This window comes from Ruegeria sp. BG8, from assembly GCF_056538325.1.
The window spans coordinates 70,522-84,881 of record NZ_JBQFSZ010000010.1 but is presented as its reverse complement, the minus strand read 5'-3'; the positions used below and the strand labels follow the sequence as shown (position 1 = coordinate 84,881).

Sequence of the window (14,360 nt, the reverse complement as noted above, 5' to 3'; positions counted from 1 at the left end):
ATCAGAGGGATCCAAGGGCGGCGGAAGGAAGCCGCCCCCGGATCAGCGCAATGTGTAAATTCACTTGCGCGGGAGGAACGCGTTCTCTTTCCAAACCGCATAGCCGTCGCGGAAATCGTTCATGTCAGTCAGAACCTTGGCAAAGAACGCATCGTCTGCGGCTTGTTCTGCGGCAACTTCTTCCCATGTTGCGCGGAAAGTGGACAGCATCTCATCGTTCCACTGTTTGATCTGCACGCCATTGTTTTCGACGTTGTCCAAAAGGGCCGCGTGCTGGATTGCCTCGCCTTCGGCAAAGCTGTCTGCCATCGATGCTTTACAGGCGTTTTCAATAATCGCCTTGTGCTGCTCGCTGGCTTCGTTCCAGACGTCCTTGTTGATCATCAGCTCGAACACGGTGGCCTGCTGGTGCCAGCCGGGGAAGTAGTTGTATTTGACCAGCTTGTGGAACCCTAGCCGCGCGTCGATGGCTGGCATCGAGAATTCAGTCGCGTCAATCGCGCCCTTTTCCAGAGCCGGGAAAATCTCTCCGCCGGGCAGCAACGAGGTCGCCACACCCAGTTTTTGCATCACTTCGCCGCCCAGACCGAAAAAGCGCATCTTCAGACCGTTCAGGTCATCTGGGCTGTTGATTTCAGTTGCGAACCAGCCCGAAGTTTCGGGGGCTATGATCGCGCAGGGCAGGACTTTGACGTTGAAACCTGCCTGATCGTACATCTCCTGATACAGGCTCATGCCGTTTCCATAATACAGCCACGCCATGTATTCGCCCGCTTCGGGGCCGAACGGAACAGCCGAGAACAATGGGGCTGCCGGGATTTTCCCGGCCCAATATCCTGCGGTCGTATAGCCTGAGTTGATCTTGCCCGAAGACACGGCGTCCAGAATTTCGAACGGGGGAACCAGTTTCCCGGGTTCGTAAACCTTCATCTTCAAAGTGCCGCCGGACATCAGGTCCAACTGCTCGGCGACACGCGGGATCGGCGATCCCAATCCGGGCAACGCGGTCGAGAAGGCGATCGGTGTCTTGAGCAGCATTTTGTCTGCCGCATGTGCGACCGGAGCAGTCAGCAGGGACGCTGCAACGGCAATCGATGTCAGGGTGGTTTTCATGTTTTCTCCTCCAGAATACGGACCAGCCTTGGTGCTGGTTGCCGAAAGAACCGCAGACGCGGTGATATCGGAGGTAAATATTTTTTACCATAACGCTTAGTCAACAACTTTATTTACCAATGAGGGCAATGTGTGTGGGTTTAACTGAAGCGGATCAGCCTTGAAAATATGGACAAAAATCGCACGAGATTTCAAATATCCTGATTTTACAAGCCTGTATCAGAACGGCGATTATCCGTATTTTTGGGTATCCTGACTTGCAATGTCGGTTGAAATGGTAAACTTTATAGACAACCATGATTTTGCAAGTTTGGACCCGGAAAGGACAGGACATGGACAGAAACAGCCCGTTCGAGCCTGTCGGGCACGAATCAATTGCAGACGCCGTGGTCGATCAAATTGAGGGCATGATCGTCGATGGCATCCTTAAAGAAGGGCGCAGACTGCCGTCGGAACGGGAACTCGCAGAAGCAATGGGCGTATCGCGACCAAAACTGCGTGAGGCTTTGCAGGTGCTCGAACAGCGAGGACTGGTATCGGTGCGGCACGGAGAGGGGACGTTCATAGCCTCGCTGACCGGGCGCGCCATGTCGCCTGCCTTGCTGTCGCTTTATGCCCGGCACGGGGCGGCCTTTTATGATTACCTTGAGTATCGGCGCGAACAGGAGGCATTTGCCAGTCGCCTCGCAGCAGAACGCGCAACGCAATCCGACAAAGCGCGCCTTTTGGAGATTTTGGATGAGTTGCAGCGCGCCTGGGAAGAGGATGATCAGGACGCAAGTCAGGACGCGGATTTCCGACTGCATGCCGCGGTGGTGGACGCCAGTCAGAACACAACTCTGATCCATATGATGGCATCGATTTACGATCTGACGCGCCAGGGTGTTTTCTACAACCGCAGGTACTTGCGGACTATGGATGGGTCCGGTGCCAAATTATTGGCGCAGCATAAGGAAATCGCGCAAGCGATCTTGGATGGTGAGCCCGAGCGGGCTGAGCAGGCAGCGCGGGTGCATATGGATTTTGTCGAAATGTCATTTCGAAATGGGCAGGAACAACAGGCCCGCGAGCAGCGTGCCTCTAAGCGCCGCTTGTTGTCGGACTGAGTTCCGAATTAACCCTTTGTGAGACAAAGGCGGTAGAAACGGTTTCCAAAACCGGAATATAATGACTGCGTGGGCAGCGGCGCTGCCATGTCTCTTTCACAATTACGGGGCGCAATGGATCAGTCTTGGATCGAAAAATTCAAAGGCCTGGGGGCGCTGCCTTCGGACATACGTCACGAGCTTGTGGCAGGCAGTCAGATCGTCTCGGTTCCCGCCGGCACACAGGTCTTTGCTCCGGGTCAGACGGCGGACAACCTTTTGTTGCTGCTGGACGGAACAGTGCGGGTTCAGCAAAAGTCGGACACGGGGCGCGAGGTGTTTCTGTATCGCGTTCACGCCGGTGAAAGCTGTGTTTTGACAACGGCATGCATGCTGGCCTTCGAAGATTACTCGGCCGATGGAATTGCCGAAACGGATGTGCGCGCTGTGGCTATCCCCCGCGAGACCTTTGATAATCTCGTCGCCAAGTCCAAAGTCTTTCGCGAGTTTGTGTTTACCGCTTATTCGCGGCGGATCACGGATTTATTCACCTTGATCGACGATATCGTCTTCCAGCGCATGGATGTGCGTCTTGCCGCCCGATTGCTGGAACTGGCGGATCAGGATAGCACGGTTCACGCGACCCACGCCTTTCTGGGTACCGAGCTGGGGACAGCGCGCGAGGTCATCTCGCGCACGTTGTCCGAGTTCCAGCGCCGTGGGTGGGTGGAGCAATCCCGCGGCGAGGTGCGCCTGACCCAACGGGGTATGCTGGAACACATGGTGAATTCGGCAGGCGCGACGGTCTGAGCCGTAAGTAATCGCGATCTCCAGAGTTTGGTGATCATGTCACCAAAGGTTTGGCCACCGGTGTGACAGGTTCATTTCATCGATTCTCGATGGAGTGAGACATGACGACCAATATGGGAAAATTCGACCGCAGCGCGCGCCTTCTGATCGCTGTTGCTCTGGTGTTTGCGGCATTGGGTGCAAATCTGCTTGGGTCTGGCGCTTTGTTTTGGCTGGCCCTGATTGTAGCCGCTGTTTTTACACTGACAGCATTTGTGGGCAATTGCCCGCTATACAGTCTGATTGGCCTTAAAACCTGCCGGAACTGCGGATGATCGAAACGGTATTCACCCCGTGGGCGTCCCTTGGCGGGGGCGTACTGATTGGCATCGCGTCTGTCCTGCTGATGCTGTTGATGGGGCGCGTCATGGGCGCGACGGGCGTACTTGCCGGGCTTGTGTCACCAACGTCCGCACAGGACTTTGCATGGCGCGCAACCTTACTGGCGGGAATGGTGACCGGCCCTGTTGTGATTTGGCTGCTTTCCGGTGACATGCCCGCCGTTCAGGTCCCCCAATCAACAGCGGCCTTTGTGCTGGGCGGAGTCATCGTCGGAATAGGAGTGACCTTTGGCTCGGGGTGCACCTCGGGGCATGGGGTGTGCGGTATGGCGCGGCTGAGTGTTCGATCGATCGTCGCGACTGTCACCTTCATGCTGTTCACCTTCCTCACCGTGTTCATCACCCGTCACGTGATCGGAGGGTAGGAAATGAGGCTTGTCGCAACTTATCTGGTGGGGCTGATCTTTGGCATCGGCATTTCGATTTCAGGGATGTCGAACCCTGCCAAAGTTCTGAATTTCTTTGACGTTTTTGGAGCTTGGGATCCCTCGTTGATCTTTGTCATGGGCGGTGCCTTGGTGACCACTTTCATCGGCTACAAGCTGGTTCTGGGTCGCAAAACACCTGTCTTGGCAGGGGGCTTCCATCTGCCATCAGCTAAAGAGATCGACGCGAAACTTGTTGGTGGTTCGGCCCTGTTTGGCATCGGCTGGGGCATCGCAGGTTTTTGCCCCGGTGGTGCACTGCCGGCGCTGGGCACTGGCAGATGGGAAGTCTTCGCATTCGTAGGCGCCCTTATCGCGGGTATTGCCATCGCCCGCACCCTGCAATCCGCAACACTGCCCGGTATTCGGGCCAATACCTGATGACTATTCGGAGGAGACTGACATGACGACCTATCCCGTTGACCTAAGCGTTAAACCAGACGTTTTCGCGTTTTTCGACGAAGCAACCAATACGATCAGCTATATCGTCAAAGACCCAACCTCAGACGCCTGCGCAATTGTCGACAGTGTTATGGACATCGACTACGCAGCCGGACGCATCACTTTTGATCATGCCGACGAATTGATCCGAGTCATTCAGGAGAAAGACCTAAAGCTCGAGTGGATCATCGAAACGCATGTCCACGCAGATCACCTGTCTGCCGCGCCCTACATTCAGCAGAAGCTGGGTGGTAAAATCGGTGTCGGTTCAAAGATAACAGTTGTACAGGACACGTTCGGCAAGGTCTTTAACGAAGGGACCGAGTTTCAGCGCGACGGGTCGCAATTCGATGCGTTGTTCGAAGACGGCGACACCTACATGGTCGGAAATATGCGGGCCTTTGCAATGTACACGCCGGGGCATACCCCTGCATGTATGGTGCATGTCATGGGCGATGCGGCCTTTGTCGGGGATACGCTGTTCATGCCGGATGGTGGCTCGGCGCGCGCCGACTTTCCGGGCGGGGATGCCGGGGTCTTGTACGACTCGATCCAAAAGGTGCTATCGCTGCCCGACCAAACCCGTTTGTTCATGTGCCATGACTATGGGCCCAATGGGCGCGAGATCGCATGGGAAACCAGCGTTGCCGAGGAAAAGGCAACCAACATTCATGTCGGCGGCGGCAAGTCCAAGGAAGACTTTGTTAAGTTCCGCACGGAACGCGATGCGACGCTGTCGATGCCCAACCTCATCATTCCTTCACTGCAGGTAAACATGCGCGCCGGAGAGGTGCCGAAGGACCCTGACGGAAACCCGATGTTGAAAGTGCCGGTGAACGGTCTTTGAGCAGCAATAGGGAGGAGACTCATGGAACTTCGTGCAATTACAAACAAATTCGCCGTCAGCCCGCAGATTGCGATTGATGACGTTAAGGAAATCGCGGCGCACGGATATCGCGCCATCATCTGCAACCGCCCTGACGGAGAGGGCGCCGATCAACCTTCGTTCAAGGAAATCGCTGCCGCGGCTGAGGCAGCCGGGATCGAGGCGCGGTACGTGCCGGTTAAGGCCGGTCTGGTAAAGGATCAGGACGTCAAAGCCTTTGCCGATGCGCTGGAAGAGGTGCAGCGCCCGGTCCTGGCCTATTGCCGCACTGGGACGCGGTCGGCCACGCTTTGGTCGTTTCACGAGGCACCCAAACGCCCCATGTCTAAGATCCTTATGGCCACCAAAGAGGCCGGGTACGACATGAACGGTGTTGCCCGGCGGATTGCAAATGGCGGCAAGACACCGACCGATTCCGGGGATGCGCATTTTCAGGTGGTGATTGTTGGTGCGGGGGCAGGCGGCATTTCGGTTGCAGCCAGCCTTAAGTCACGTCAGCCCGATCTGGACGTTGCGGTGATCGACCCCGCGGATATCCATTATTATCAGCCCGGCTGGACAATGGTTGGCGGCGGTATCTTTGACGCGCAGACCACGGCAAAGACCATGGGAAGCCTGATCCCCAAGGGCGTACATTGGATCAAGGCCGCGGTTGCCGCGTTTGAGCCCAAGAACAATGCGGTCGTGTTGGATGGGTGCCGGGTCGTCAAGTATGACCGTTTGGTCGTCTGCCCGGGCCTTAAACTGGATTGGGGCAAAGTTGAGGGGCTGGAAGAAACGCTGGGCCGGAACGGGGTGACGTCCAATTACCGCTATGACCTTGCGCCATATACTTGGCAATTGGTTCAGCAGATGCGCAAGGGTCGTGCTGTCTTTACGCAACCTCCGATGCCGATCAAATGCGCAGGCGCCCCGCAAAAAGCGATGTACCTGTCTGGCGACTCTTGGTTCCGGCGGGGTGTCCTGAAAGATATCGACATTCAGTTCATGAATGCGGGCGGCGTGTTGTTCGGGGTTAAGGACTATGTTCCCGCTCTGCAGGAATATATCGAGAAATACGACGCAACCCTGAACTACTTCCACAATCTGGTGTCCATAGACGGTCCGGCCAAAACGGCCGTTTTCCAAGTGGCCAAGCCGGAAAGCGATCCCACAACGGTCGAAGTCGAGTTCGACATGATCCATGTGTGTCCGCCCCAGACGGCACCGGATTTCGTGCGGGTTTCGCCACTTGCGGATGCTGCCGGTTGGATCGACGTGGATCAGGCAACGCTGCGCCACAAGAGTTACGAAAACGTCTGGTCGCTTGGGGATGTGATGAATGCGCCCAACGCCAAAACGGCTGCGGCTGCGCGAAAACAGGCCCCAACGGTTGCCGATAACATCGTGGCGGATATCGCGGGACGGTCGGCAGTGGCGCAATATGACGGCTATGGGTCATGCCCATTGACGGTTGAACGCGGCAAAATCGTTTTGGCTGAATTCGGCTATGGCGGCGCGCTGAAGCCAAGCTTTCCCCGTTTCGTTATTGACGGCACCAAGCCCAGTCGCATGGCGTGGTTCCTTAAGGAAAGCTTACTGCCGCCGATCTACTGGAAGGCCATGCTACGCGGCAAAGAGTGGATGGCGCGGCCCGAAAAACTGAAGGTCGCACCCGAATAATGGAATACCTGCCAATGCGGGCCGTGCTGTCGGCACGGCCCGCTTGGATCACTGGAAGAGGCATATGAACGAACGACTTCGCCGGTATGTCCCGGTTTTGGACTGGGGCCGCACCTATACGCGCGGTGCTTTTTCAAACGATCTTGTCGCGGCGTTGATCGTGACCATCATGCTGATCCCACAATCACTGGCGTATGCGCTATTGGCGGGGTTGCCGCCCGAGGCCGGGATCTACGCGTCGATTGTGCCAATCATACTCTATTCGATCTTCGGCTCTAGCCGGGCGCTGGCGGTCGGCCCGGTCGCCGTTGTATCCTTGTTAACAGCGACTGCCATCGGGCAGGTGGCAGAACAGGGTACGGTCGGCTACGCGGTGGCGGCCCTGACACTGGCTTTTCTGTCTGGGGCGTTTCTTGTTCTGATGGGTGTGTTGAGGTTGGGCTTTCTGGCCAATTTCCTAAGCCACCCGGTGATTGCCGGGTTTATCACGGCCTCTGGCCTTCTGATCGCGACCAGTCAGCTTAAACATATCCTGGGTGTTTCTGCGCACGGGCACACTTTGCCTGAAATGTTGGGATCACTTGCACAGCATCTGCCCGAAACCAACTGGATTACGGTTGCAATTGGTATCGCAGCGACTGGATTTCTGTTTTGGGCCCGTAAACACCTGAGGCCATTTCTGAATGCTCTGGGCCTTGCTCCGATTGCAGCCGACATCCTGACCAAAGCTGGACCAGTCGCAGCCGTCGTTGCGACGACCACTTGCGTCTGGTGGTTCGGCCTTGCGGATCATGGCGTGCAGATCGTCGGTTCGGTGCCGCAAAGCCTGCCTCCGCTTACCGCGCCGGGTTTTTCGGTTGAGTTGCTGCAGGCACTTGCAGTTCCCGCCATCCTGATTTCCATCATCGGTTTTGTCGAAAGCGTCTCGGTTGCCCAGACGCTGGCTGCCAAGAAACGGCAGCGTATCGACCCCGATCAGGAGCTGATTGGGCTGGGTGCCGCAAATCTGGGTGCGGCCTTCACGGGTGGATATCCCGTAACAGGCGGGTTCTCCAGATCGGTCGTAAACTATGACGCCGGGGCCGAGACACCGGCTGCGGGGGCTTTTACGGCGGTCGGACTTGCGATTGCGGCAGTAGCGCTGACGCCATTGGTCTACTTTCTGCCCAAGGCGACACTTGCGGCAACGATCATTGTCGCTGTCCTTAGCCTTGTAGATTTGTCGATCCTGAAAAAGACCTGGGGCTATTCGCGGGCAGATTTTACCGCTGTTGCCGCAACAATCCTTCTGACGCTTGGGTTGGGGGTCGAAGTGGGGGTTGCCTCGGGCGTGGCGATTTCAGTTCTTTTGCACCTGTACAAGACGTCGCGCCCACATGTTGCCGAAGTGGGTCTTGTGAGCGGAACGCAGCATTTTAGAAACATTCTTCGACATCAAGTGGAAACGGATCCGTCGCTTGTCACGTTGCGCGTCGATGAAAGCCTGTACTTTGTAAATGCGCGTTTTCTTGAAGATCTGATCCAAAAAAGAGTCACCGACGGAGGCGGAGTGCAGAACGTCGTACTAATGTGCTCTGCCGTGAATGAGGTGGATTTTTCTGCCCTCGAAAGCCTTGAAGCCGTAAACCGGCGGCTGATTGATATGGGGGTCGGTTTGCACCTTTCCGAGGTCAAAGGCCCAGTTATGGACAGGCTGAAGCGCTCGCACTTTCTGGAGCAGCTGAATGGAAACGTCTACTTGTCACAATTTGACGCTTGGCAAAGCCTGATGGGCGGTAATGCACTTCGCTGCCGACCGTCACACGATCAGAAAACAAGGATATCAGCTAAAGGGCAAGAAGTTGTATAACCCCCACAAAGTGGCGCAGCCCAACCTGCGGCGGCTCGCATGACTGCGACACCCTAAGCGTCTTGTGCTATGCGAGCTGCGTCCTCGGCCTCTGATGAAAAAGACAGGCCGCCGATTTTCGCCAATAGATCGACGATCTCATCGACGCCGTTCCTGCTTTTCAAAGATGTAAAGACGAACGGTCGGCCATTGCGCATTCGCGTTGCATCGCGATCCATGACTTCAAGCGACGCTCCGACATATGGCGCGAGGTCTGTTTTGTTGATGATCAGGATGTCCGATTTCGTGATCGCTGGGCCACCTTTACGGGGTATTTCCTCGCCCGCTGCCACGTCGATCACGTACAAGGTCACATCCGCCAATTCCGGGCTGAAAGTGGCAGACAGATTGTCGCCGCCGCTTTCGATCAGCACGACATCAATCTCGGGGTGGCGGGATTGCATCTCAGCAACCGCGGCCAGATTGATCGAGGCGTCCTCGCGGATTGCTGTGTGAGGACATCCCCCCGTTTCGACGCCAATAATGCGATCTTGCGGAAGAATCTGCATGCGCATCAGGGCTTCGGCGTCTTCGCGCGTGTAGATGTCATTGGTGATGACACCGATCGATAGTTTGTCGCGCAAAGCTTCGGACAGGGCGGCGGTCAAAGTGGTTTTGCCCGCGCCAACAGGGCCACCGATGCCCACGCGCAGAGGGCCGTTCATGCTGCTCATGTTCGGAACATCCTTGAATATTGAGTTTCGTGTTTCATCGACGCGATGTCGGAAAGAAAGGCGGTCGATCCAAGATCATCGGGATCGGCGTCCAAAGCATCGCTCGCGATTTGCTGGCAAAGAGGCGTCAGGTCGCGGATCATACGCTGTCCTTCGGTTTGGCCCAGAGGCACAAGACGCGTTGCGCAAGCGACGAGGTTGGACATGAATGCCTGAAGATACATCTGCGCGGTCAACGCCAGGGGTAGGTTCTGTAGTTTCGCAGCGTGTCCCAAGGCCACTGGATAGGTCAAGGATTGCACGTCCAGTTCCCAAATCCCGGCCGTTACGTTGCCAAAGGCCTCGCCCAACAGGCGGGTCTCAAGCAGCCGTTCAGCCGAGGCGCAAAACGCACGCGCGCGTTGGTCAACATCACACAAGTCTTGGGGTGAGTCCGCGTTGTATGCGGCAATCAGAAAGATGCAGTCGTTTCGGCCTGTGCCGTGCGTCAGGACGTCTGAAATCCAATCGCCTGTATCTTTTACATTGCGCACGCGGCCGGACTCGATAGACCATTCCAGCCCATGAGAATAGGCGAAGCCGCCAACCGGATAGGCAGGCGACAGCCACTGCGTCAGCGTCAGGATATCGGCGTCAGTGGGCGTGACCATGCGTCCTGCCATGACCATAGGCACCACCTTCGGGCGTAAAGGGCTCGCGCACTTCGCGCACTGTCGCGCCGAGTTTCAAAAGCATGTCACGGATGACATGGTCGACCTGTATCAGCAGCCGGTCCGACCCTACCTGACAGGGTGTATGTCGGTTGCCTACATGCCACGCGATGCGGGTTAGGTCGGGCGCAGTAATCTCAAGCAGCGCTTCCGGCGCGGCCTGTATTCCAACTTCCCGACCGTCATCAAGGATCAGCGCGCCACCATGGTCCAGTGAGGTTGTCTTCGAAAGGTCGATCAGAATTTGCTCACCGCTTTCGCATGTCAGGACCTTGCGCCGCAGAAAGCGATCCTCATAGGTCAGCGATAAGAGGTCGGCAGGTTCACCATGGGTGTGATCGTGATACTGGCGGGCCGTACACAGCAGGGCATTCATCAGTATAGCCCCCCTGCGGCGGACCCGGTCGGAGCCAGACTGAGTTCGCGAAAACGCCGTTTACGATCCAATCTTGTGTGAGGCAGCGTTTGCCCGGTTCCTCGTTGCCTAGCGATTATAGGTTGCCGACTTTCTGAACCTTCGATTGTGCTTCGGCTATTCAATTGAGTGCGCAAATGACTGACCAGCCGAGCCATGCGATCAGTGCGGCTAACGAAGGACCCGCCTGTGGTGTTGTCGCAGAATGTGCCATGTGGACCCTCTGAGACGCTGGTCCTCTCATGGTTTTTAGTAAATATCATGCTGGCCTCATTAACTAGTGTGTCTTCGCTCATGACCGCGCTGCCTTTGTTGCAGCGCGGCACCTTTTTTGGTCAGAACATAAAATAGCGCTGTGCCATCGGCAGAACCTCGGCAGGCTGGCAGGTCAATAACTCTCCGTCTGCGCGCACTTCATAGGTTTCGGGATCAACCTCGACCTCGGGTGTGGCATCGTTCAGCAGCAGATCGCGCTTGCCGATATTGCGCGTGTTCTGCACGGCGACTGTCTGTTTCGCCAGACCCAGGCTGTCGCCGATCCCATCTGCTTGGGCCGCTGCGGAAACAAAGGTGATGGCCGAATTTTCGACCGAGCGCCCGTAGGCCCCGAACATCGGGCGGCTATAGACCGGCTGCGGCGTCGGGATTGAAGCATTGGGATCGCCCATCTGAGCGCAGGCAATTGTGCCGCCCAGCAGAACCATCTCGGGCTTTACACCGAAGAAGGCTGGGTTCCACAGAACAAGGTCGGCGCGTTTGCCTTCTTCGATACTGCCGATCTCACGGCTCAGGCCATGCGCGATGGCAGGGTTGATCGTGTACTTGGCGATATAGCGGCGCACACGCAGGTTGTCGTTGTCGCCTGTTTCTTCTGGCAGTCGACCGCGTTGCTTCTTCATCTTATCGGCGGTCTGCCATGTGCGGATCAGAACCTCTCCGACTCGACCCATGGCCTGACTATCCGAGGCGATGATCGAAAACGCCCCCATGTCATGCAGGATGTCTTCGGCCGCGATGGTCTCACGCCGGATGCGGCTTTCGGCAAAGGCCACGTCTTCGGGGATGGATTTGTCGAGGTGATGACACACCATCAGCATGTCCAGATGCTCTTCGACCGTGTTTACGGTGAAAGGTCGCGTCGGATTGGTGGACGAGGGCAGAACGTGGTTCTCACCACAGATCTTGATGATATCCGGGGCGTGACCGCCGCCTGCGCCCTCGGTATGGAATGCGTGGATCGTGCGGCCCTTCATGGCTGCCACGGTGTTTTCTACGAAACCGGACTCGTTCAGCGTGTCGGTGTGGATCATCACCTGCACGTCCATCGCATCCGCGACTGATAGGCAGCAGTCGATGGCGGCAGGGGTCGTGCCCCAATCTTCGTGCAACTTCAGGGCGCAGGCCCCGGCTTTGACCTGCTCCTCCAGCGCGGCGGGCAGCGAGGCGTTGCCCTTTCCGGCAAACGCAAGGTTCATCGGAAATGCATCTGCCGCCTGCAACATCCGCCCGATATGCCAGGGGCCGGGTGTGCAGGTGGTCGCCAAGGTGCCATGCGCGGGGCCGGTGCCGCCGCCCAGCATGGTGGTCAGCCCGGAATGCAGCGCATCCTCGATCTGTTGTGGGCAGATGAAGTGAATGTGGCTGTCGAAACCGCCTGCGGTCAGGATGCGTCCTTCGCCTGCGATAGCCTCAGTGCCGGGGCCGATGATGATGTCGACGCCGGGTTGCGTGTCGGGGTTTCCGGCCTTACCGATCTTGGCAATACGCCCGTCTTTCAGGCCCACATCCGCCTTGTAGATACCCGAGTGATCAACGATCAGCGCGTTGGTGATGACGGTATCCACGGCCCCCGCGGCGCGTGTAACCTGAGACTGCCCCATCCCGTCGCGGATCACCTTGCCGCCGCCGAACTTGACCTCTTCACCATATAAAAGAGCATTGTCTCCGGTTCCGCCGGTCGCGGCTGCGCCCGCGCGCTCGGCGGACAAATCGCGTTCAACCTCAATCACCAGATCGGTATCAGCCAGACGCAGCTTGTCACCAGTGGTGGGGCCGAACATCGCTGCGTAATCGGACCGTTTTATCGTTGCTGGCATCAGAGCGCCCCCATTACCTTTTGATTGAACCCGTAGATCTGGCGTCCGCCGCCAATGGGGATCAGTGTGACTTCGCGTTTTTGTCCCGGCTCAAACCGCACTGCAGTGCCCGGCGCGATGTCAAGACGCAGGCCATGCGCAGCGGCGCGGTCGAAATCCAGCGCCGGATTGGTTTCCGCAAAGTGATAGTGCGAGCCGACCTGAACCGGGCGGTCTCCGGTATTGGCGACCATAAGGGTGATCGCCTCGGCATCGGCGTTCAGGGTGATTTCACCGTCCGCCGGGAAGAGCTCTCCGGGGATCATTTGTTCAGCTTCACCATCAGTGCCAAAGCAGCCAGCGCAACGACGGCAAGACCAACACCCAACGTGGCATAGTCTGATCCATGCGCGTGAACATGTGTGTCATTATGCGCTGCGGCGGGGCCTGCAAGGATCAGGGCGGGGAAAAGCATACGGGTCATTTTTGGTTCCTTTTGTCAGCGAATGGGGTTGTGAACGGTCACCAGCTTGGTGCCATCGGGAAAGGTGGCTTCGACCTGAACCTCGTGGATCATCTCGGGCACACCCTCCATGCATTGATCGCGAGTGATCACTTCGGCTCCGGCCTGCATCATGTCGGCGACGGACCGCCCGTCGCGGGCGCCTTCGACCACGGCGTCGGTGATCAGGGCGATTGCCTCGGGGTGGTTTAGCCTGACGCCTCGGGCCAGCCGTTTACGGGCGACCTCGGCGGCCATGGCGACCAGCAGTTTGTCTTTTTCTCGGGGCGTCAAATTCATGTCAGAGCATCCAGCATCGTGGGAGGGTATCGTTGTTCAGCCGCCGAAGGATCGGCATCAAAGTGCGGCGAAGGGTAAAGCTGTCATCTGCCAGCAAGCGGATAACCAGCAGGTCGTCATGCAGCAGGCTTGCGCCGCCTGTTGTCGGCAACAGTTCACGGATCGGATCCAACTGCCCTTCGGCTGTTGGCGAGGTGAAGACGACCAGCGCCATCGCCCCTGCGCCATTAGCAATCGTGGGTCGTGACAAATGCGCGTTCAAATCGCCTTCGAAAGACAAGGCATCAATGAAGATCGGCGTGTCCGAGCGCCGAATCTCGATCCTGTCTTGCAGGTGAATATCTGTCAGGACCTCGCCCATAGCAGGGCGGCCAAATACCAAAGGCTCTACCATCAACGCCGAAGCCTGTGGCGCAAGGTTGATGATCAGGCGCCGATCTAAGGCGCTGCCGTTAAAAAGTATCGTTTCTTGCGGCAACCAGTTAACGCGTGCATTTGGTTCAACCGTCACCGTGTTCCTTATCCGACCCGTTTGCCCCGGTTGGGCTTTATAGGCGCGCTCGCACGCCTGCGTGGTCAGCGTCATCGTAGTGCCCGAGGCCGCCTTGCCTGAAAACAGGAAACGATCGCCGCCGGTCACACCCCCGGCCGTATTCAGCAGCACCGCATCCAGATGTGTGTCCGCGCCGTGAGGGAACAGGCACTTATATGATCCGGACTGGCGAAAGCCTTCAATGACGCTGCGCTTACCCAGCGGCTTGGTACTCAGCGTAATTCGTCCTTCGGCACGAGGCGGTGTTGCCTGCGTCACGGGCGTTATCGGGGATTGGTGTGTAATCGCGGCAGCCTTCGGGTGTTTTTCGTCTGGCGCTTTTTTCACCGCTGCGATGTCGAAACTCTATTGTGTCCTGTCGCTTTTGTGCGCCGAGCAGCCCTGTTGGATTAATTTTTAATCACACATCCGGCATTTAGGTTAAAAATTGTGCAAACGGGG

At 57.3% G+C, this 14,360-nt stretch carries 17 protein-coding genes; 8 read left to right on the top strand and 9 right to left on the bottom strand.

What is annotated here, in order from left to right:
- Nucleotides 1-60 precede the first annotated feature (60 nt).
- Complete coding sequence (locus ACR0DG_RS17635) at nucleotides 61-1,113, bottom strand: TRAP transporter substrate-binding protein (protein WP_480699666.1); 1,053 nt, start codon at nucleotides 1,111-1,113, stop codon at nucleotides 61-63.
- A gap of 332 nt (nucleotides 1,114-1,445) precedes the next feature.
- On the opposite strand from ACR0DG_RS17635, the gene ACR0DG_RS17630 reads away from it, so the two are divergent.
- The 8 genes from ACR0DG_RS17630 (at nucleotide 1,446) to ACR0DG_RS17595 (ending at nucleotide 8,651) form a co-directional block, all read left to right on the top strand.
- Complete coding sequence (locus ACR0DG_RS17630) at nucleotides 1,446-2,219, top strand: FadR/GntR family transcriptional regulator (RefSeq protein ID WP_480699664.1); 774 nt, start codon at nucleotides 1,446-1,448, stop codon at nucleotides 2,217-2,219.
- Between the two features lie 114 nt (nucleotides 2,220-2,333).
- On the top strand, nucleotides 2,334-3,008 hold the full coding sequence (locus tag ACR0DG_RS17625; protein WP_480699662.1) for a Crp/Fnr family transcriptional regulator: 675 nt from the start codon (nucleotides 2,334-2,336) through the stop codon (nucleotides 3,006-3,008).
- Nucleotides 3,009-3,109: 101 nt separating this feature from the next.
- Nucleotides 3,110-3,322, top strand: a complete 213-nt coding sequence (locus ACR0DG_RS17620; RefSeq protein WP_480699660.1) for a YgaP family membrane protein — start codon at nucleotides 3,110-3,112, stop codon at nucleotides 3,320-3,322.
- A complete protein-coding gene (locus ACR0DG_RS17615; RefSeq protein WP_480699658.1) occupies nucleotides 3,319-3,753 on the top strand; it encodes a YeeE/YedE family protein in 435 nt (144 codons plus the stop codon). The genes ACR0DG_RS17620 and ACR0DG_RS17615 overlap by 4 nt, the downstream gene beginning before the upstream one ends.
- Nucleotides 3,754-3,756: 3 nt before the next feature.
- Nucleotides 3,757-4,194, top strand: coding sequence for a DUF6691 family protein (locus ACR0DG_RS17610; protein ID WP_480699656.1), 438 nt, complete (start codon nucleotides 3,757-3,759; stop codon nucleotides 4,192-4,194).
- Nucleotides 4,195-4,216: 22 nt separating this feature from the next.
- Nucleotides 4,217-5,101 carry an MBL fold metallo-hydrolase gene (locus ACR0DG_RS17605; protein WP_480699654.1) on the top strand — a complete coding sequence of 295 codons (885 nt, stop codon included), beginning with the start codon at nucleotides 4,217-4,219 and terminating at the stop codon, nucleotides 5,099-5,101.
- A 21-nt stretch (nucleotides 5,102-5,122) separates the two neighbouring features.
- On the top strand, nucleotides 5,123-6,802 hold the full coding sequence (locus ACR0DG_RS17600; protein WP_480699652.1) for a bifunctional protein tyrosine phosphatase family protein/NAD(P)/FAD-dependent oxidoreductase: 1,680 nt from the start codon (nucleotides 5,123-5,125) through the stop codon (nucleotides 6,800-6,802).
- A gap of 64 nt (nucleotides 6,803-6,866) precedes the next feature.
- On the top strand, nucleotides 6,867-8,651 hold the full coding sequence (locus ACR0DG_RS17595; protein WP_480699650.1) for a SulP family inorganic anion transporter: 1,785 nt from the start codon (nucleotides 6,867-6,869) through the stop codon (nucleotides 8,649-8,651).
- Nucleotides 8,652-8,704: 53 nt separating this feature from the next.
- Here the strand turns inward: ACR0DG_RS17595 and ureG are convergent, their stop codons facing one another.
- The 8 genes from ureG to ACR0DG_RS17555 all read right to left on the bottom strand — a co-directional run bounded on the left by ureG (nucleotide 8,705) and on the right by ACR0DG_RS17555 (nucleotide 14,246).
- Entirely contained in the window at nucleotides 8,705-9,364 is a 660-nt protein-coding gene (gene ureG / locus ACR0DG_RS17590; protein WP_480699648.1) for an urease accessory protein UreG, read from the bottom strand.
- The gene (locus ACR0DG_RS17585) at nucleotides 9,361-10,014 is read right to left on the bottom strand and encodes an urease accessory protein UreF (RefSeq protein ID WP_480707250.1); all 654 of its coding nucleotides are present in this window, start codon (nucleotides 10,012-10,014) and stop codon (nucleotides 9,361-9,363) included. The genes ureG and ACR0DG_RS17585 overlap by 4 nt, the downstream gene beginning before the upstream one ends.
- Nucleotides 9,998-10,450 carry an urease accessory protein UreE gene (locus ACR0DG_RS17580; protein WP_480699646.1) on the bottom strand — a complete coding sequence of 151 codons (453 nt, stop codon included), beginning with the start codon at nucleotides 10,448-10,450 and terminating at the stop codon, nucleotides 9,998-10,000. Before ACR0DG_RS17580 ends, ACR0DG_RS17585 begins: the two co-directional genes overlap by 17 nt.
- Nucleotides 10,451-10,824: 374 nt before the next feature.
- A complete protein-coding gene (ureC, locus tag ACR0DG_RS17575) occupies nucleotides 10,825-12,585 on the bottom strand; it encodes an urease subunit alpha (protein ID WP_480699644.1) in 1,761 nt (586 codons plus the stop codon).
- Nucleotides 12,585-12,890: an urease subunit beta gene (locus tag ACR0DG_RS17570; RefSeq protein ID WP_480699642.1), complete on the bottom strand. Its 306-nt coding sequence runs from the start codon at nucleotides 12,888-12,890 to the stop codon at nucleotides 12,585-12,587. The genes ureC and ACR0DG_RS17570 overlap by 1 nt, the downstream gene beginning before the upstream one ends.
- Nucleotides 12,887-13,048, bottom strand: coding sequence for a peptidase M23 (locus ACR0DG_RS17565; RefSeq protein WP_480699640.1), 162 nt, complete (start codon nucleotides 13,046-13,048; stop codon nucleotides 12,887-12,889). Before ACR0DG_RS17565 ends, ACR0DG_RS17570 begins: the two co-directional genes overlap by 4 nt.
- A gap of 15 nt (nucleotides 13,049-13,063) precedes the next feature.
- The gene (locus ACR0DG_RS17560) at nucleotides 13,064-13,366 is read right to left on the bottom strand and encodes an urease subunit gamma (RefSeq protein ID WP_170655068.1); all 303 of its coding nucleotides are present in this window, start codon (nucleotides 13,364-13,366) and stop codon (nucleotides 13,064-13,066) included.
- A 1-nt stretch (nucleotide 13,367) separates the two neighbouring features.
- A complete protein-coding gene (locus ACR0DG_RS17555) occupies nucleotides 13,368-14,246 on the bottom strand; it encodes an urease accessory protein UreD (RefSeq protein ID WP_480707248.1) in 879 nt (292 codons plus the stop codon).
- Between the last annotated feature and the right edge of the window lie 114 nt (nucleotides 14,247-14,360).